General features: G+C 42.4%; 14 protein-coding genes. All 14 read left to right on the forward strand.

The genetic code is table 11. The features are described from left to right. The first annotated feature begins 29 nt into the window (after positions 1-29). The 14 genes from Q8S11_RS05815 (at position 30) to Q8S11_RS05880 (ending at position 19053) form a co-directional block, all read left to right on the forward strand. Positions 30-1049: a Gfo/Idh/MocA family protein gene (locus tag Q8S11_RS05815; RefSeq protein WP_305661136.1), complete on the forward strand. Its 1020-nt coding sequence runs from the start codon at positions 30-32 to the stop codon at positions 1047-1049. A gap of 224 nt (positions 1050-1273) precedes the next feature. Next, positions 1274-2113 (forward strand): class I fructose-bisphosphate aldolase, encoded by an 840-nt coding sequence (locus Q8S11_RS05820; RefSeq protein WP_305661137.1) that lies wholly within the window; start codon positions 1274-1276, stop codon positions 2111-2113. Positions 2114-2394: 281 nt separating this feature from the next. Next, positions 2395-3519, forward strand: coding sequence for a Gfo/Idh/MocA family protein (locus Q8S11_RS05825; RefSeq protein WP_305661138.1), 1125 nt, complete (start codon positions 2395-2397; stop codon positions 3517-3519). A gap of 309 nt (positions 3520-3828) precedes the next feature. Beyond that, positions 3829-4854: a carbohydrate kinase family protein gene (locus Q8S11_RS05830; RefSeq protein WP_305661139.1), complete on the forward strand. Its 1026-nt coding sequence runs from the start codon at positions 3829-3831 to the stop codon at positions 4852-4854. Positions 4855-5071: 217 nt separating this feature from the next. Then, the gene (locus Q8S11_RS05835) at positions 5072-5809 is read left to right on the forward strand and encodes a (Fe-S)-binding protein (RefSeq protein ID WP_305661140.1); all 738 of its coding nucleotides are present in this window, start codon (positions 5072-5074) and stop codon (positions 5807-5809) included. Continuing rightward, positions 5806-7170, forward strand: a complete 1365-nt coding sequence (locus Q8S11_RS05840) for a lactate utilization protein B (RefSeq protein ID WP_305661141.1) — start codon at positions 5806-5808, stop codon at positions 7168-7170. Before Q8S11_RS05835 ends, Q8S11_RS05840 begins: the two co-directional genes overlap by 4 nt. Positions 7171-7172: 2 nt before the next feature. Further along, positions 7173-7748, forward strand: a complete 576-nt coding sequence (locus Q8S11_RS05845; RefSeq protein WP_305661142.1) for an LUD domain-containing protein — start codon at positions 7173-7175, stop codon at positions 7746-7748. Positions 7749-7957: 209 nt separating this feature from the next. Next, positions 7958-9229 carry a Gfo/Idh/MocA family protein gene (locus tag Q8S11_RS05850; protein WP_305661143.1) on the forward strand — a complete coding sequence of 424 codons (1272 nt, stop codon included), beginning with the start codon at positions 7958-7960 and terminating at the stop codon, positions 9227-9229. A gap of 24 nt (positions 9230-9253) precedes the next feature. After that, positions 9254-10747, forward strand: coding sequence for a hypothetical protein (locus Q8S11_RS05855; protein ID WP_305661144.1), 1494 nt, complete (start codon positions 9254-9256; stop codon positions 10745-10747). A 396-nt stretch (positions 10748-11143) separates the two neighbouring features. Then, a complete protein-coding gene (locus Q8S11_RS05860) occupies positions 11144-12607 on the forward strand; it encodes a neutral/alkaline non-lysosomal ceramidase N-terminal domain-containing protein (RefSeq protein ID WP_305661145.1) in 1464 nt (487 codons plus the stop codon). An 80-nt stretch (positions 12608-12687) separates the two neighbouring features. Next, on the forward strand, positions 12688-14166 hold the full coding sequence (locus Q8S11_RS05865) for a neutral/alkaline non-lysosomal ceramidase N-terminal domain-containing protein (RefSeq protein WP_305661146.1): 1479 nt from the start codon (positions 12688-12690) through the stop codon (positions 14164-14166). Then, positions 14163-15689 (forward strand): hypothetical protein, encoded by a 1527-nt coding sequence (locus Q8S11_RS05870; protein ID WP_305661147.1) that lies wholly within the window; start codon positions 14163-14165, stop codon positions 15687-15689. Before Q8S11_RS05865 ends, Q8S11_RS05870 begins: the two co-directional genes overlap by 4 nt. 161 nt (positions 15690-15850) lie before the next feature. After that, positions 15851-17329, forward strand: a complete 1479-nt coding sequence (locus Q8S11_RS05875) for a neutral/alkaline non-lysosomal ceramidase N-terminal domain-containing protein (protein WP_305661148.1) — start codon at positions 15851-15853, stop codon at positions 17327-17329. Positions 17330-17475: 146 nt separating this feature from the next. After that, a complete protein-coding gene (locus Q8S11_RS05880; RefSeq protein ID WP_305661149.1) occupies positions 17476-19053 on the forward strand; it encodes a neutral/alkaline non-lysosomal ceramidase N-terminal domain-containing protein in 1578 nt (525 codons plus the stop codon). The last annotated feature ends 182 nt before the right edge of the window (positions 19054-19235 follow it).

Raw genomic sequence — 19235 nt, forward strand, 5'->3', positions numbered from 1 at the left:
ATCCGGTACCGATGAACCCGAATATAAATATGAAGAATAATAAGCGGCATCAGGTTCTTAAGAAATCTTTGGGACTGGCAGCTGGAATCGGAGTTCAGGCTTCAGCCTCTGCAGCAACTAATGCTCAAAAGGAGATTAAAGTTGGAGTTATCGGGCTTTCTGTTCATAGTGCTGCCTATACTGAAATTATAAACTCCGGTGCCGCAAGTCCTGAGTTCAGTGGCTGTCGGGTGGTAGCAATTTTTCATCCTAAGGGTAATCCGGATGTGGAGTTCTCTGAAAAATCTTTACAGAGCTTCACTGATACGATTACAGGACAGGGCGTGGAGTTTGTGATGTCTATCAGAAAATTGCTGAAAAAGGTTGATGCTGTGATGTTATTAACCAACGATGGGCGTCCCCATTTGAAGGAGATCATGCCGGTATTGAAAGCAGGCAAACCGGTTTATGTAGATAAACCACTTGCAGCAAGCTTATCGGATGTGTTAGCAATATTCAATGAGGTGAAGAAGTATAATGTACCGATGTTTTCCTGTTCACCGCTTCGCTACGTCAAAGAAGCCCTGGATATCCGCGAGGGTAAAGTAGTTGGGAAGGTTTTGGGGGCAAATACTTATGGCCCGGCTCCTATACAGAAATCACATGCTGATCTCTTCTGGGATGGTATTCATGCGGTTGAATCGCTGTATACCGTGATGGGTGGAACAGGATGTAAATCAGTGAGCCGGACCTCTACAGAGGATGCTGACGTGGTTGTCGGAACCTGGGAAAATGACCGTATCGGAGTTTTCCGTGGTGTACGTAAAGGTCGGAGCGGATTTGGAGGCACAGCTTTTGGAGATAAAGGAATAGCTTCTATTGGAGTATTTAATGGCTACCGCCCATTGGTGGTAGCCATTGTTGAGTTTTTTCGATCAGGCAGACCCCCGGTAAGTGATGAAGAAACAATAGAAATTTATGCTTTCATGGAGGCCGCAGATGAAAGCAAGAGGCTAGGGGGAGTTCCGGTTAGCCTGTCTGATGTTTTGTCAAAGGCGAAAATGAAATAAACGTGTTGGTGTTGTCCTGAAGGATTTCACCTTGGAACTTCGCACGGAGGTTTTTTATACCTCTCTTATTACGGATAGATATAGTTCAAATCAATGGGCCGCAAAGCTGGCAGGCTATTGTATTCGTAATTCGGAAGGTTCATAGTAGATAGTCCTCATTTAATAAATGGACGATATGTTATAAGTTAATTAAATTAATTGTTAAATAAATAAAAATAAGTAAGATGAAAGCGAGTAGATTAAATAGATTGTTCAATGAAAAATCAGGTAAGTGTTTTGATGTGGCTATTGACCATGGGTTTTTTAATGAACTAACATTTTTGGGTGGGATAGAGAATATTGAAAAATCTGTTAAAATTCTGATTGATGCAGACCCTGATGCGATTCAATTGACTGTTGGACAGGCGCATCATTTACAATCTGTGCCGGGAAAGAAAAAACCATCATTGGTTCTTAGAACCGACGTTGCCAATGTATATGGTTTAGAGCTTCAATCTGTATTATATAGCAGAATGATAGAAGAGCCGGTGCTTCAGGCCGTTCGTCTTGATGCTACCTGTGTAGTTGTCAATTTGTTTCGTATTCCCGGTGCCCCTGAGGTAACTGATCAGTGTATTCAGAATATTTTGAAGCTGAAGCCAATGTGCGATTACTACTCAATGCCATTAATGATTGAGCCATTGGTATTCCGTCCGAACAGTGAGGCCGGAGGTTATATGGTTGATGGAAATATTGATATTATCCTACCTCTTGTAAGACAGGCTGTTGAATTGGGAGCTGATATTATTAAGGCAGATCCTTGCGACAAGGTAGAAGATTATCATAAAGTTGTTGAGGTAGCCGGATCTATTCCAATTCTTGTAAGAGGTGGTGGCCGTGCAGATGATGAAGAGTTATTGGACCGTACCTATAAATTGATGCAACAGGGTGTTAAAGGGATCGTGTATGGCAGAAATGTAGTGCAACACGCAAATTCTGGTGGTATGACCAGGGCATTAATGGCAATTGTACATGATGGTGCAAAGCCTGAGGATGTAATTGCCTGGGTTAAGGGAAATAAATAAAACCTGTCTGTTGGCAGTTGTATTGGAGTTCCCACTTTCGCGGGAATGACAAGCATTTGGGAGTATTAGGGAATACAGCTTTCGTTGGAATGACAAAGTGGAGTGGAAGGAACCGGATTGCGATTCCAGCGAAGGCTGGAATCTCCCTCTTCCCCTAAATTTTTGTCAACCGATAATTATCGGTTCCCGCGAAAGCGGGAACCTCCATATAAAAAAAATATATGTGTACAGGGTAGCTACCGGCAAGCCGGTTTATTATCATTTAAAAAATTAAATACAATATGAAAGTTGTAAACGTTGGTATTATTGGTGGCGGTTTAATGGGTAAGGAAGTAGCCGGCGCTTTTGGACGCTGGTTCTCATTAAATGAATATCCCGTTAAAGTAGAGTTAAAGGCTGTATGTGATCTGGATGCAAATACCTTAAAATGGTATGAGCAAATTCCTTCAGTTGAATTATTGACCACAGATTATAAAGAATTATTAGCGTCCTCTAAGGTTGATGTAGTGTATGTTGCTCTTCCGCATTTTCTTCATGAGCAATATTATATCGAAGTAATTGAAGCAGGAAAAGATCTGTTGGCTGAAAAGCCGTTTGGAATGGATCTTGAGGCAGCAAAAAAGATCAATGAAAAAATTGCCAGTTCAAAGAGTTTTGTAAGATGTTGTTCAGAGATGCCCTTTTTTCCGGGTCCTCAGCGGGTGATTAGTGAAGCTCTTTCCGGAAGAATTGGAGAGATCATCGAAATAAATGCAGGTTTTTGTCATTCAAGTGATTTGGATCCTCTTAAACCGATTAACTGGAAGAGACAATCAAAATTCTGTGGTGAAATTGGTGTAATGGGAGATTTGGGTATGCATGTGATGCACATCCCAATCAGAATGGGATGGATACCTGATAAAGTATATGCTCATTTGCAAAAGATCATTACAACAAGACCGGATGGTAAAGGTGGTTGGACTGAAGGCGATACCTGGAACAATGCAACCCTCTCCACTTCTGTGAAAATTGCGGATAATGATATTCCGATGTCCCTTGAAATGAAGCGATTAAAGCCAGGAGAGACTAATTCATGGTATATTGAAATTTTGGGAACGGAAGGCGGAGTACGCTATAATACCAAGGATACCAAGGCATTATGGACCTTTAAGCGAGAAAAGGAGCAGCTATGGCAGCGGGTGGATCTTGGATTCCAGGTTCCTTTCCCGGTAAGCACCGGTGGAATATTTGAACCTGGTTTCTCTGATTGTTTTTTACAAATGCTGGCTGCATATTTTGCTGAGCGTGAAGGATTTTTAAATGGGCGCTTTGGCTGTGTAACCCCTGAAGAAGCACTGATGAGTCATAAATTATTTAATGCTGCATTGAAATCTCATGAGACTAAATCTGTTGTAGATGTGGTATGATTTAATTTATAATCAAAGTGTCCGGTTAAAAGATTTGTGTGTCGACCCCGAAGGTGGTCGTATATTTATAGTTAATCGATATTCGCGACAAATCGACCCCGAAGGTGGTCGTATGTAAGAAATTTAAAATACATACGACCACCTTCGGGGTCGGAAAAAAGGGGTAAAATGAATTTTTCTATAAACATGTGACCACCTTCGGGGTCAAGCCTGTATGTGCTTTTATAGGGGCTTCCTTTTGAAAATCGGCTGAAAATGTTCAATGCAAAACACAAAAGCATGTTTTATTAAGAAGGTAATGTATTCGATATGAAAGAAAATACCGGAATTGGGATTTTGGCAGGAGGAAACTGGATTATTGACAATGTCAAGATCGTAGATGTCTACCCAAAAGAAGAGAAACTGGCGAATATCATCAGAGAGAGCACCAGTAATGGTGGTGCTCCTTACAATGTTTTAAAAGCCATTAGTAAGATGGGATTTCAATTTCCCTTAAAGGGAATCGGGGCCATCGGAAATGATGAAAGAGGGGATTATATTTTAAATGAATGCCGGGAACTTCAGATTGATTCCAGCCAGATAAAAAAGGTTGAAGACAGTAATACTTCGTATACCGACGTGATGACTGTTCATGGAACAGGCAAACGTACATTTTTCCATTCCAGAGGTGCAAATGCCTTCTTAGATGAGTCCTATTTTAACTTTTCTGGCTGTAGAGCAAAGATATTTCATTTAGGGTATCTCCTGCTGCTTGATAGATTAGATACTATTGATGCAGATGGCCTGACAGGGGCAGCAAAAGTATTGCGTGAAGCCAGAAAATGCGGGATGATTACATCTGCAGATCTGGTCAGTGAGCAATCTGAGCGATTTAAAGTTATTATTCCATTAGCATTGCAATTTGTAGATATTCTGTTTGTTAATGAATTTGAAGCCGGTATGTTAACAGATATTGAGATCTGTGATGATGACGGAAAATGCTCACTTTCAAAAGCTTATCAGGCAGCTGAAGCCATATTAAAAACAGGGGTTCAGAAATGGGTAGTTATTCATTTCCCGAAAGGAGCAATTGCATTAAACCCAAGCGGGGAGAAACTATTTCAGCCAAGCGTTAAAATGCCTGCAGAGAAAATCAAAGGGTCAGTTGGAGCCGGAGATGCTTTTGCCGCAGGTGTTTTGGCAGGGATTCACGAAGACTGGACGATGGCAAAAAGCCTTTTATTAGGAGTAAATGCTGCTGCCGCCAGTATGATGGATGCGAGTTCTTCAGAAAGTATTGTTTCATGGCAGGAATGTTTGAAACTAGGGACTGATTTTGATTATAATATGGACTAAATTTTGTTTAAAACGTAGTAATTTATATATATTTCACTGTTTTTTGCCGTAGAAAATTTATACGATCAGACTTTAAATAGAATATTATGTTAATTATTGTTATTGCCTAAAAAAATCATGAATCCGACATGATTAAAATAATTATTAAATAAAAGACAATGATTATTTTAATCATCAAAGGTTCCATCTTACAAATAAAAACAAGAAATAAAAACAGATGAATGTAGGCTTGTTTATTCCCTGTTATATTGATCAGTTTTATCCTGATGTTGCCATAGCCACTTATCAGCTATTAAAAAAGCTTGGCTGTGAGGTAAATTATCCAATGAACCAAACCTGTTGTGGCCAGCCAATGGCCAACAGTGGTTTTTCGGATCTGACAAAAGGTTGCGATGTAAATTTTGTAAAAAACTTTAGAGACTTTGATTATATAGTTGCCCCTTCCGGCAGTTGTGTTCTTCATATTAAGGAACATTTAAAGGAAGGTGGTGACAAGGCTGAACTTGATAAAATCCGGCATAGTGTTTATGAGCTTTCTGAATTCCTTGTTGATATTCTTAAAGTTAACCACCTGGAGGCTTCCTTCCCTCATAAAGTAGGTATGCATATCAGTTGCCATGGACAAAGAGGTTTAAATCTTTCTTCAATGTCTGAACTTGTGGCTCCTGCATTTTCCAAAACTGAGCACTTGCTAAACATGGTCAATGGCCTGGATCTTAAAAAGCCGTTAAGGGCAGACGAATGCTGTGGTTTCGGTGGTACATTTTGTGTATTTGAAGAGGCTGTCAGTGTGAAAATGGGTAAAGACCGGATTAAAGAACACCTTGTAAATGAGGTGGAATTTATTTGCGGAGGAGATACCAGTTGCCTGATGCATCTGGAAGGTATTTTAAAGAGGCAAGGAAGTAGTGTAAAAACTATACATCTGGCTGAGATATTGAATAGCGTGCTATGAGGGCTAAACAACATGCAGAAGCTGCACAGGAATTTATCAGGGACGAAGCACGTACTGACTGGCATGATGAAACGCTTTGGTTTGTCAGGGCTAAAAGGGATAAAGCGGTAAATACGCTTCCTGAATGGGAAAAGCTTCGCGATTGGGCATCCCAAATAAAAAATCATACCCTTTCCAATCTGGATTATTATTTAAAAAGTTTCGAGGAGAAAGCGATTTCGAACGGAATCGTAGTTCACTGGGCCTCCGACGCAGAGGATCATAACCGGATCATTCATAAGATCATTGCTGATAACAAGATTGATAAAATTGTTAAAAGCAAAAGTATGCTCACTGAAGAATGTCATTTGAATGAGTATCTTCAGAATAAAGGCATACAGATTTTGGATACTGATCTTGGTGAGTATATCGTACAGTTAAGGAAAGAGTCGCCAAGTCATATTGTATTACCCGCCATTCACCTCAAACGTCAGGATGTGAGTGAAACTTTTCATGAGCATCTGAACACAGAGAAAGGGAATAATGATCCACAATATCTGGCAGGCTCTGCCCGACATCATTTGAGGGAACGTTTTATAGAGTCAGATCTCGCAATTACCGGTGTGAATTTTGCCATCGCCGAGTCGGGAAGCTTTGTGGTTTGTACAAATGAAGGTAATGCGGATATGGGAGTACATTCTGCGGGTATTCATATTGCCTGTATGGGTATTGAGAAACTGATTCCGAAAACCGAACATCTTGGGGTATTTCTACGACTATTAGCCAGAAGCGCAACCGGACAGCCTATCACAACTTATTCCAGTCATTTCAACAAACCCCGTCCCGGACAGCAAATGCATGTGGTAATTGTTGATAATGGCAGGAGCAGGCAACTGGGAAGAGCTGATTTCAGGAATTCCCTCAAATGCATCCGCTGTGCGGCATGTTTTAATACCTGTCCGGTGTACCGAAGAAGCGGAGGGCACAGTTACCATTCAACAGTTGCCGGGCCGATTGGCTCGATATTAAACCCGAATTTAGACATGGAGGCTAATTCAGATCTGCCATTTGCCTCAACGCTCTGCGGATCATGCAGCAATGTCTGTCCGGTGAAAATTGATATCCACGAGCAACTCTGGAAGTGGCGTCAGGTAATCGTCGCCAATGGATATGTTGATAAGGGTAAGAAAGCAGGGATGCAGGGTATGGCCTGGGTGCTTTCAAATCCAAAGGTCTACCGCATGGCCGGAAAAATTGGCCGCTGGATCATGCGAATCTTTCCTTTTATACTGAATAATAGCCTGAATGTTTGGTACAAACAGCGGGAGATGCCGCGAGCACCTGAAAAAAGTTTTAGAGACTGGTTTAAAGAAAATAAATAATCATGGGTGCTAGAGAAACTATTTTAAATGCTGTGGCGATGAATAAACCGGATCTTACTGAGCTGCCGGATATTGATCTTTCCCTAACCATTCAATACACTGATCTAATACAGAAATTTATTGAAATGGTAGAAGCTGCAGGAGGGAAAGCATATTATGAGAACAGCAGGCAGCAATTACTGAATGATTTAGCTGAGGTAAAAGCAGAAGGAAAATTTATGATTAATCTTCTGGATAACCGTGATACTGAAGGCTGGAAAAACCTGAATGCAGGCGAACTGGAGTCACTGGATACCTGCTATCTTCGGGCTGGATTAGGTGTAGCAGAGAATGGTGCGATGTGGATTTCTGAAAGGCAAATGTCCAACCGGCTGCTTCCCTTCATTTGCCAGCATCTGGTGATCGTACTAAATCAGGCTGACATTGTTAATAATATGCACCAGGCTTACCAACAGATTGATGCAGCAGAAGAAGGCTTCGGAGTATTTATCGCAGGCCCCTCAAAGACAGCAGATATTGAACAAAACCTGGTAATCGGAGCACATGGAGCAAGAAGTTTGAGGGTTTACGTGATTTGATTGAGATTTGATTGAGATGTGAGATATGAGATATGAGATGTGAGATGTGAAAAATGAGATGCTGGATACATTCTCCATTTCCTATTTCCTCGTCTTTATTCCTGGTTCTTGGCTCCTGGTTCTAAATTCTTGTTTCCTCTCTCCAGATACCTAAGGCCATTTGATTGTTAACATAACTCTCAGTATATTAAAGCAATAGATCAATAAATATGGAAAGAAGGAATTTCATAAAAAGTGCGGCTTCATTATCAGCGGTAACAATTTTAAGTCCGGATGCAGTTTTTGCCTCTGGTGCAAAACCGCCCATTCGCTTAGGTTTTATTGGTTGCGGTGGCAGAGGAACCGCCGATATAAGCTCCATGTCAAGAAATGCCAATGTACACATTGTTGCTATTGCCGATCTCTTTCAGGATCAACTCCAGGCTGCCAAACCAAAGCTCGACCAGTTGAATGCGGCAAAGGGATTTCCTGCTATTTCCAAATCGAATATATATCAGGGTTCGGATGCCTACCTTAAGTTATTGAATAATAAAGAAGTAGATGCGGTACTGATTTCTTCACCCTGTTATACCCATCCCCAATTTTTAGAGGCTGCAGTTGCGGCTGGTAAACATATATACTGTGAAAAGCCTGTCGCTATAGATGTGGAAGGTTGCAGGCGAATGGAGCAATTAGCTGAGCGGATTAATGGGAAAGTTAGCGTAGCCATAGGGTTTCAAGTCCCACATGCCACTCCTTATGCAGAAATGATTAAACGGATTCACAGGGGGGATATTGGAAAGATCGTGAATGCCCAGATTTATTATCTGGCATCAGAAATACCATTGAAACCATACAAGGACTTATCTTATGATGAAGCGAGAATCAGGAATCAGTTCCATTTCCGGGAACTGTCGGGAGGAACATTGGTGGACCAGGGGATACATATGATTGATATCTGTAACAGGGCTTTGCAATCACACCCTTTAAGTGCTTCGGGTTATGGCGGACTAAATTCGGGAGTGGAATTTGGAAATGCCTGGAATCACTATCAGGTGATCTTTAAGTATCCGAATGATGTCAATGTATCCTACCATTCTATTCAGATTGGAAAGCAGTTCGGTGATGTATGTGCGAGATTTATCGGGACAAAGGGTATTGCTGAAGCCCATTATAGCGGCGGGGTTTTCATAAGCGGTGAAAATGAATGGGACTCGGGTGTAGTGAGGAATCCCGCTCAGGTTTCGGCCGAACAAAGGGCAGCCGGTGTTTTTCTTTCATCATTGTACGATGCCGATGCCAATAAACATAAAAATTTTATTAATAGTATTGAGACCGGAAATTATCTAAACGAAATAAAGCAGGCTGCCGAATCAACACTGACAGCTATTTTGGGACGAAACGCAGCGGAAGCTCAGGAAGAACTAAGTTGGGCCAAAATGCATTTTTCAAATGAACGGATTGATCCGGGATTAAACTTATCTCAATTTAATAAAGCTTAGTACAGAACCGGAAAAACATAACTAATGAAAAGAACAATGGACTTTCTAAATATCCGGAATTGTTTTATCCCATTGAGATTACTCAGTAGTATTCTCATCCTGCTTTTCCAATTCCCAGCTTATGCTCAGAATGGTGTTTTTCGTGCCGGAGCTTCAACCGCCAATATCAGCCCTTCACTTGGGGAGGGAATAGCTGGAGGATGGATGCCTTTGCCCTTAGCTACCCATATTCATGATGAATTACATGCCCGTTCTCTTGTTTTGGACGACGGAAAAGTTCGCCTGGCTATTATGGTTGTGGATAATGTAGAGCTTCCCCGTGAAGTTTTTGATGCGGCGAAACTACTTATCTCCCAGGAAACATCGATACCTGCAGAGCGAATAATGATGTCCTCAACACATACTCACTCTTCTACCTGGGCAGGTCATGAAATAAATCCACCAGAACCTTCCCTGAGTATCCGTGCTAATTCAGTAGTAAAATATCCTAGACCTCTCGATGATTATCAGCGCTTTGTAGTACGGCGTATGGCTGACGGAGTGCGGATTGCCTTAAATAATCTGGAACCTGCCCGTATAGGCTGGGGTGCAGGGACTGTACCTCAGCATGTTTTCAATCGTCGCTGGAAATTGAAAACGCCCGTGACCAATCCTTTTGGTGTAAGGGAATCGGTTCAAATGAATCCGGGTATTGGCAATCCCAACATTGAGGAACCTGCCGGCCCTACTGATCCTCAGGTTTCATTTTTATCGGTTCAATCTATGAAAGGGCAGCCTATTGCAGTCCTGGCTAATTATTCCCTGCACTATGTTGGTGGGGTTCCTCAGGGTCATATTTCGGCAGATTATTTTGCGGTTTTTGCCGACCGCCTCCAGGAACTATTAAAAGCCGACCGTCAGGATATTCCCTTTGTAGGCATCATGTCGAATGGTACAGAAGGAGATATAAATAATATTGATTTTCGGGGGCCGACTGCCCAATATCAGCCTTATACGAAAATGAAGCTTGTGGCAAACGATGTCGCAGAGGAGGTGTTCAGGGTTTATCAGACCATAGAGTACAAAAACTGGGTGCCTTTGGGAGCAACCCAAATGGAGCTTACCCTGGATGTAAGAAAGCCGGATCAGCAAACGCTTGGCTGGGCAGAATCAGCAATGCTGAAAGCAAAGCCTGACCATCCAACAGAAAAGGTCTTTGCCGAGCGAACCATCCAAATGAAAGAATGGCCTGAAAAAATAGATGTGATACTTCAAACCTTCAGGGTGGGGGATCTGGGAATAGCCGGAATCCCATTTGAGGTATTTGCCGAAACGGGTTTAGAGATCAAAGCCAAAAGCCCTTTTCAAAAATCGTTTACGATTGGACTGGCCAATGGTGGTTATGGATATCTCCCAACTCCCGAACAGCATCAAATGGGGGGCTATGAAACCTGGATGAGTGTCAATAAGGTAGAAAAAGAAGCCTCCCGAAAAATTGTGACTGAAATTCTTAAACTTTTTAATCAGGTAAAGCAATAGAATGATTTGGTAATGCTTAGTTCCTTTTTCTAGCTGGGCATAGATTATGGATTTATATTCACTTTTCAGTAATCGTTAAGAAAAATTACAGAAATTAAGTTTCTAAACAACATCGAATTTGAACAGGGTTTCCTGGCATAATATAGTATTGGTATTGTCGAAAGAAGTATTGGTTTGGGTCTTATTTGAAGATTAGATTTGGTTGAAACAAAGCATTTATATTAAGCTGATCAAAAAAGAGAATACCCAAATCTGAATAGGATTGGTGATTAATTAGTTCTTCTTATCCTATATCTGAAGACTTTCTTTTGTTTAGTACTAAAGGAACCGTAAATCACAATTGATTTTATGTTATTCCTGAATATCGATTAGTATAGGTATGATAAAGAAATAGTTATGTTTCAAAATAAGTTCATGACTGCCAACACACTAACATTTATTGTTAGTGTTATACTTATGTTCTGTTTTTCTTACCGGAGTATTGCCCAGGGAGCCGTTTTTCTTGCTGGTGCTTCAGCCGTTAATATAACTCCCCCTTTGGCCTACCCGCATTATCGTGGTGAAAGTACCGGGGCTCATGATTCATTGTATGCAAAAGCTCTTGTACTTAAGCAAGGCGATGTTACCATTGCCCTTGTCGTATGTGATTTATTGTGGGTTGAGAGGAGTCTCTCTTCCTCCGTCAGATTACAGATCTCTGAAAAAACGGGTATTCCTTATTCCAACATTATAATTGCAGGCACTCATACACATACCGGTCCTGCCTATCACCCTAATATACGTGAACTTACCGGGACACTCCGCCCGCCATTTGATGAAGATACACCTTCAGCAGTAAAGGATCCTTATTTGGAAAGTTTGGCAGATCAGATAGCAAAGTCAGTTATAATTGCCCAAAAATCACTGGAAAATGTTCAGCTTGAAAGCGGTACAGGCCTGGCTAATGGGGTTTCATTCAACCGTCGTTTTATAATGGATGATGGCAAAGTTGTATTTAACCCGGGTGTTGGTAATATAAACGCCATTCTTCCTGCCGGCCCGGTTGATCCTCAGGTAGGCATTTTAATGCTTCGAAAGGTTTCTGATAATTCTCCAATGGCCGTTCTGTCGAATTTCGGAGTTCATGCCGACACTTTTGGGGGTTCCAGGTTCAGTGCAGACTATCCGGGCTTTCTTGCTCAGGCACTCAGTTCTGCAATAGGTAGAGGGGGCATCTCTATTTTTGCAACCGGCCCCTGCGGTGATTTAAATCACGTGGATGTGCAGGGTAAAGATAAAAAGCGCTTGTCAACAAAGGATATTGGAGACCGTTTATCGGATGCAATCGTAAAAGAGATTCCTTCTTTAAAGAAGGTAGGGAATTCCTTTCTTTCGATGCGCTCCCAATTTGTATATGCACCACTTCAGGAGTATACTCAGGCCGAATTAACCTGGGCTAATGATGAAAGTGCTAAACCCCTTCACAAGGAGTCCGCATTTCTGGAACGCAGAAGGCGTTTAAAAATTCGTTCCCTTGAAAGGCTTCGACGTACCGAGGCCATTGCACCAACGGTTGAACGCGAAGGGTGGAAACTTCCTTTGGAAGTGCAGGTTATAGGAATTGGGAAGGACCTTGCCATAGTAGGTTTACCGGGGGAAGTTTTTGTGGACTTAGGTCTGGCTATAAAGAAGTCCTCTCCGTTTAAGACAACCCTGGTTATTGAACTGACCAATAGCCATATCGCATATGTACCCACCCGTAAAGCCTTTAGTCAGGGGAGTTACGAGACTATAAATTCACGTGTGGCCCCAGGTGGAGGCGAAATGATGGTAGAAGCTGCGATAAACTTACTTAATGAGATTAAGGGGGAGAATCAATAGATAGAATAATAATACTTTGTCAATAACATAATTTTCAATCTGCTTGTTTTAAATTTAAACAGGCTAAAGCAAATATTAATATGGAAAGAACAATTAAATTTCAACAGGGTGGCCGCACCTCTAAATTTCTGATATTGATTTTCAGTTTTATACTGATACTCTATTTTGATTCGCGCCTATATGCTCAGAATGCTACTTTCCGCGCAGGTGCATCGACTGCAAACATTACTCCACCTTTGGGTTCTGGCTTAGTTGGAAATTTTGGGGTGCCTCCTCCGGCAAATTATGTACATGACGAATTGCATGCACGCAGTCTGGTATTGGATGACGGTACCACAAAACTGGTTTTTGTTGTAGTGGATAATGTAGGTATTATTCGTGAAGTATTCGATGAGGCAAAACGATTGATCTTTGAGGAAACAAAGATTCCCACAGCCCAGATACTGATGTCTGCAGACCATACACATTCTGCCAGCAGTGCCGGCGGACTTGGAAACCTGAGAGGAGGATGGAGTGCCGGAAGACCTTTCGATGATTACCAGCGTTTTCTTATCCGACGTATAGCAGATGGTGTGCGCATAGCTTTGAATAATCTCGAACCCGCTCGTATTGGCTGGGGGGCCGGAAATGTACCCCAGCATCTCTTTAACCGCCGCTGGAAAATGAAAAATCCGGTAGTCAATCCTTTCGGAGGGAAAGATCAGGTACAGATGAATCCGGGGATCGCAAATCCGGATTTAGTGGAACCGGCAGGTCCTACAGATCCTCAAGTCTCCTTCATTTCGGTACAATCCCTTAAAGGCCGCCCGATTGGTTTACTTGCCAATTATTCCCTTCACTATGTAGGCGGGGTACCCCGAGATCATATTTCAGCTGATTATTTTGCTGTTTTTGCTGACCGTATTCAGGAATTGCTAAAGGCAGATCGTCAGGATCCTCCATTTGTTGGTATTATGTCTAATGGAACATCGGGAGATGTAAATAACATCAATTTTCGCGGACCGGCAGAAAAACACGAGCCCTATGCCAAAATGCGTATTGTTGCCAATGATGTAGCTAATGAAGTTCTACGGGTATACCAGACCATACAATACAAAGACTGGGTACCCTTGCGTGCTGCACAGTCAGAACTGAATTTGCAAGTTCGCCGGCCTACACCTGAAATGCTTGCTTATGCCCAAAAGGTTCTTGCAAAACCTGAAACAGAAACTCCGGTTCACCGTCTGGAGAAAACCTATGCAGAAAGAACCATTCAGATGAATGGATATCCGGAGAATATTGATGTAATTATGCAAACCTTTCGTATCGGAGACCTTGGCGTAGCAGCAATTCCTTTTGAGGTTTTTACCGAAATTGGCCTGGAAATCAAAGCAAAAAGCCCTTTTAAATCTTCCTTTACTATAGAACTGGCCAATGGCAGTTATGGCTACCTTCCTACTCCCGAACAGCATCAATTGGGAGGATATGAAACCTGGCTGGGTACCAATAGGGTGGAAATTGGAGCTTCCCGAAAAATTGTAACTGAAATTCTTAAACTATTTAACCAGGTAAAACCATGAAATATATTTTAATAATCTTCACATTATGCCTCTTTACCTTTTCGGGCAACGCAGCAGACGGGCCTAAACCGGTATCTATTTTTAAATCCGGATTTGCTGAAAGGGACATTACCCCGGATATCGGTATGGAATCTCCTGGAAATTATGGCAAGGCTCACCATAAGTCCTTCCATGATCCCTGTAAAGTTCGTGCTGTTGTATTTGATGATGGGAAAAAGCGTGTGGCCCTTGTTGGAATCGATTTGCTTTTTGTTACCAGGCATCTGGTTCTGGAAGTACGTGAGGAGATCCGGAAGCGCTGCGGTATCCTGCCGGCAGATATAATGATTGGGGCATCTCATTCACATTCCTCCGGCCCTATCGGTATGGGTGAACCCGGAGATTTTGACAAAGCCTCTCCTTTAGTGAAAGATCTGGTTAATAATCATTCGATAGTTTCTGATCCCGGATACACTCAAGTCCTTAAGAAACAGATCGTTGATGCCGTTGTGCTAGCCAATGAGAATCGTGTGGATGCAAAACTCGCCGTTGGGAACGGGCATGAAGATAAGGTTTCGTTCAATCGTCGTCTGCGGATGAAGAACGGAATGAGCTACTCGCACCCGGGTGCCGGCAATCCTGACATTGTTGATTATGCAGGGCCGATTGATCCTCAGGTCGGTACCGTTGGAGTATGGGACTTAAAAGGTAATTTGCTGGGAACTGTGGTAAATTTTGCATGTCATGCCACTACCAGTCCGGGAGGTATTTCAGCAAGCTGGATTGGATCAATGGAAAGAACGATTCGTGGTGCGACCGGAAATGCAGCCTTGCCTGTTGTTTTCATGCAGGGTGCTTGTGGTGATATCACACAGGTTGATAACCTGACCAAATTTCAAAATCCCGGGGCAGAAGAATGGTGGGATATCGTTGGTGGCCGCGTGGGTGCCGAGGCTTATAAGACCCTGCTTCTCATTCGCCGTGGTGCAGGAAGTGAAATTCCGCTTGATAGCAGGCAAAGGGTGTGGACAGTTAAGCGTCGCATCCCAACACCCGAGAAAGTTCAGAAATCATTGGAACTTGTAAAGGCGGGCCCTGAAAAGTCAGGGACCACTGAGTGGACTTTTGCAAAAGAGATTCTCGTATTGGATGCAATCATAAAAGCAAGGCCATTAGTGGAAGTTGAAGTTCAAGCCATCCAGGTTGGCCCGATGGTGTTTGTATCAAACCCTGCAGAATATTTTGTTCAGTACCAATTGGACATCAAGGCGGGTAGTAAATTTCCTTTCACTTTTGTGGTAGAGCTGGCTAACGGTATAACCGGATATGTACCTACTGAAGAAGCTATGGGTCCGAATGGTGGGGGCTATGAAACCCGCCTGACTTCCTACAGTAATCTGGAGGTTTCTGCAGGAAGACAATTTGCCAATACGGGTATCGAATTGGCAAATCAAATGGTACCCGGTAAGGTTCCTTTACCTCCTCCACCGCCACCTTTCAAAGCACCATGGGCATATGGTAACCTGCCACCGGAGTTGAAATAATAGGGTAATCTGTATCGCTCCTCTGGTCGGTGTTATCACCGACCAGACGTGTGGAGAATGCTTATTGTCGGAGATAACAATGGTCGGTGATAACACCGACCACAGGGAAATAAATAATTGATCAAAACTATCGGATGTAAAGGCATTTTAAACCGGTTTAAATGACAAAAAAATATCTTCTTTCATCTACTTTCTTTTTGCTTGTGGTGATGAAATCAGTACTGTTATCTGCAAGTTCATCATTTCAGACCGAGGAATTTAAACTTGGTGCATCTAAAAGCAGGATGACACCTCCTGTGGGGAGTATAATTGGTGATTCTTATGGTATCAGGGTTTCTGAAGGGGTGCATGATGATCTTTTTATCAAAACCCTGGTTTTTGAACATGGAAGTGAAAGGGCTGCATTTATCACTTTGGATGCCATCAGTCTGCCACATTCGCTGGTTATAAAGAGCAGGGAATTAGTTCATCAGCAAACAGGCATAGCAATAAACAATATTATTCTGAATGCCACTCATGCACATGCCGGCCCACAGATGAACCCTCTGTTTTGGGATGTTGTGGGAGGAACAGCAAAATTAAAGAGTCAGGAGTATACCCATAAACTGCCTGAATTAATTGCAGCAAGTGTAAAATTGGCTGTTTCTAAAATTCAGCCCGTTCGTGTTTCAGTTGGAAGTGTTCAGGAGCAAACAATAAGTTTCAACCGGCGCTATCTGATGAAAGATGGTACATTCAGAACCAATCCCGGAAAGTTGAACCCGGATGTTGTGAGGCCGGCCGGACCAATTGATCCGGAATTGTCTATTGTCTATTTCGAATCTCTGGATAAGAAGCCAGTAGCTATTTTGGTGAACTTTGCTTTGCATGTGGCTATTGTTGGCGGTAAGCAGTTCTCATCCGATTTCCCGGGGGTAATGTCTGAATTGATTGGGAAGGTAAAAGGGGAAGATGTTGTAACCGTTTTTACGAATGGAACTTCAGGAAATATCAATCATGTTGATGTTTCAAATCCTGATCAGTTGAGTGGATTTGATGAATCCCGACGCATTGGGACTGTTCTGGCAGGCCGGGTGCTTTCTGCCCTGCCCTCCTTGCATCAAATCCCAATAAAGTCCTTGAAGGCTAAAATTCAAACGGTGCGTTTACCGGTTTTTCGAACCATAGAACGAAGCGAAGCAGATTGGGCAAAGGGGATTATTTCAAAATTTGGGAAGCCGGATGGCCCCGGGTTTGCCGATGTGGTAAGTGCCTGGAGAATTCTTGACCTTGTAAAGTACCAGGGCGGACTGGAGTCAAGACATAAATCGACCACAACTGTTCCGCTTACAGAGGATGGTACAGCACTGGAGACTGAGGTTTCTGTTATAGCATTCGGCGATCAAATGGCACTCGTTGGCTTTCCCGGAGATGCTTTTGTGGAGCTGGGCCTAGGAATAAAACTAAACTCACCTTTTCGGTTTACATTAGTGAATGAACAATCCGGAAATGGAACGATAAGCTATATGCCAAATAAAAAGGCATTCCCTGAAGGCCAATACGAGGTTAATAGTGTGAGATATAGCTCAGGTGGCGGGGAAGCTTTGGTTGATGCTGCAATAGAGACTTTGATTTCAATATTTTACCATAAAAAACTGTAAGGCTTTGTGTCTTTGCGAGAGATAAATTTCGCGACTTAAGACGGTGTTATCATCGACCAGAGAATGTGAGAGTCAGATGGTACGGGGAGAACACCGACCAGAGGGAATCAGTAGATTGGATACTATAATTATATATAAAGAGAATAATGAAGAATACAAGAGAGAGTTTGAAAACTCAAAAACCTAATTTCAAAAAGCCACAAGGGTCTGAAAATTGCCCATCAGTGCAGGGCAGAATTCTAAGCACTTTTTGTTCAAAAACCCTGAACCCCAGCTTTTCTCTGCTGTGCATCCCAATATTATTATTAAGTAGCTTCCTGACTACTACCCAAACTGGATTTGCACAGCCTGTCAAAATCTTCAGGGCTGGTGCAGCAACCAGTAATATCACTCCTAAAATTGGTACATCCATAAACGGGAATATGAAGGATGGTACAATCAAACAAATACATGATGAAACGCATGCCCGTTCGATAGTATTGGATGATGGTCAAACCCGGCTGGCTTTTGTAACAGTAGATCTTTGTATGATATATAGGGAAGAGCTGGATGCAGCCAAACAAAGAGCCCATGAAATAACCGGGATACCTGTTCAGAATATGATGATGTCGGCAACCCATACTCATTCGGGAGGTACAGCATGCTCCGTATTTCAAAGTGATCCCGACAAGGATTATCTTAAATTTCTCAGGGAAAGAATCGCTGATGCGGTGGTAAGGGCGAACAATAATCTTGTACCCGCCCGTATCGGCTGGGCTGTGGGCAATGAACCAAGCCAGGTATTTAATCGCCGCTGGAAAATGAAACCAGGCAAGCCATTAATGAATCCTTTTGGTACAGAAGATCAGGTAAAGATGAATCCCGGTGTGGGTAATCCCGATCGGCTGGAGCCTTCGGGTCCAACAGATCCCGAACTTCCCATTATTTCAATACAAACTCCGGAAGGCAGACAGATAGCCTTGCTTGCAAATTACTCGCTACATTATGTCGGAGGAACAGGCCCGGGTGAAATATCAGCCGATTACTTTGGAATGTTCGCACAACAGATGAAAAGATTACTGGAGTCGGATAATGAGGGATTCCCTCCGTTTGTAGCGATGCTGTCAAATGGAACAAGTGGTAATATTAATAATATCAATTGGTTTGCAAATGAAGCTCCCCCAAGTATGCCTCCTTATGCCAAAATGCGACAGGTTGCTAATGTCATAGCTGCCGAAGCTTATAAAACTTATCAAACTATCCGTTATCAGGATTGGATTTCATTAAGTTCTGCACAAACTGAGATCAATTTAGGTGTACGCTTGCCTAAAAAAGAAGAAATTGAACGGGCGAAAGGGATAATTGCTAAAGCCAATGGGCCGATTATGAATACGATGGAAGAAATTTATGCCCGCGAAACCATGCTTATCAAGGATTTTCCAAAACAAGTACCTTTAATTATTCAGGCTTTCCGCGTGGGAGATTTGGCAATCGCAGCGATGCCCTGTGAAATATTTGTTGAAATCGGATTGGATATCAAGGCAAAAAGCCCATTTAAGACAACTTTTACAACTTCTCTGGCCAATGGTTATAATGGCTATTTGCCCACACCTGAGCACCATAAACTGGGCGGATATGAAACCTGGAGAGCCCGTTCAAGCTATCTGGAAGTAGATGCGTCTACAAAAATTAGTAGTGTGATTTTTGAGCTGCTGGAAAAACTTAAAAATGAGCAAGCTAAATAATGAATCAAGAACCAGGAGCCAGGAATCAAGACGGGGAAACATGAATAAGGAGCAAAGAACAAGGAATAAAGACATTTTATGAGCATGAGCAAGGAACCAGGAATCGAGTCGAGGAAATAGGAAATGGAGAATAAGGAGTAGAGTATGTAAATCATATTTTACATCTCACATCTCATATCTCA

Origin of the sequence: Daejeonella sp. (assembly GCF_030695525.1) — a bacterium.
GTDB lineage: Bacteria > Bacteroidota > Bacteroidia > Sphingobacteriales > Sphingobacteriaceae > Daejeonella.

Coding starts and splice junctions, on each gene's coding strand:
- Q8S11_RS05850 (WP_305661143.1), top strand. CDS start 7,958: ATGGAAAGAAGGAATTTCATAAAAAGTGCGGCTTCATTATCAGCGGTA.
- Q8S11_RS05840 (WP_305661141.1), top strand. CDS start 5,806: ATGAGGGCTAAACAACATGCAGAAGCTGCACAGGAATTTATCAGGGAC.
- Q8S11_RS05835 (WP_305661140.1), top strand. CDS start 5,072: ATGAATGTAGGCTTGTTTATTCCCTGTTATATTGATCAGTTTTATCCT.
- Q8S11_RS05875 (WP_305661148.1), top strand. CDS start 15,851: ATGACAAAAAAATATCTTCTTTCATCTACTTTCTTTTTGCTTGTGGTG.
- Q8S11_RS05855 (WP_305661144.1), top strand. CDS start 9,254: ATGAAAAGAACAATGGACTTTCTAAATATCCGGAATTGTTTTATCCCA.
- Q8S11_RS05820 (WP_305661137.1), top strand. CDS start 1,274: ATGAAAGCGAGTAGATTAAATAGATTGTTCAATGAAAAATCAGGTAAG.
- Q8S11_RS05860 (WP_305661145.1), top strand. CDS start 11,144: ATGTTTCAAAATAAGTTCATGACTGCCAACACACTAACATTTATTGTT.
- Q8S11_RS05865 (WP_305661146.1), top strand. CDS start 12,688: ATGGAAAGAACAATTAAATTTCAACAGGGTGGCCGCACCTCTAAATTT.
- Q8S11_RS05845 (WP_305661142.1), top strand. CDS start 7,173: ATGGGTGCTAGAGAAACTATTTTAAATGCTGTGGCGATGAATAAACCG.
- Q8S11_RS05830 (WP_305661139.1), top strand. CDS start 3,829: ATGAAAGAAAATACCGGAATTGGGATTTTGGCAGGAGGAAACTGGATT.
- Q8S11_RS05870 (WP_305661147.1), top strand. CDS start 14,163: ATGAAATATATTTTAATAATCTTCACATTATGCCTCTTTACCTTTTCG.
- Q8S11_RS05825 (WP_305661138.1), top strand. CDS start 2,395: ATGAAAGTTGTAAACGTTGGTATTATTGGTGGCGGTTTAATGGGTAAG.
- Q8S11_RS05880 (WP_305661149.1), top strand. CDS start 17,476: ATGAAGAATACAAGAGAGAGTTTGAAAACTCAAAAACCTAATTTCAAA.
- Q8S11_RS05815 (WP_305661136.1), top strand. CDS start 30: ATGAAGAATAATAAGCGGCATCAGGTTCTTAAGAAATCTTTGGGACTG.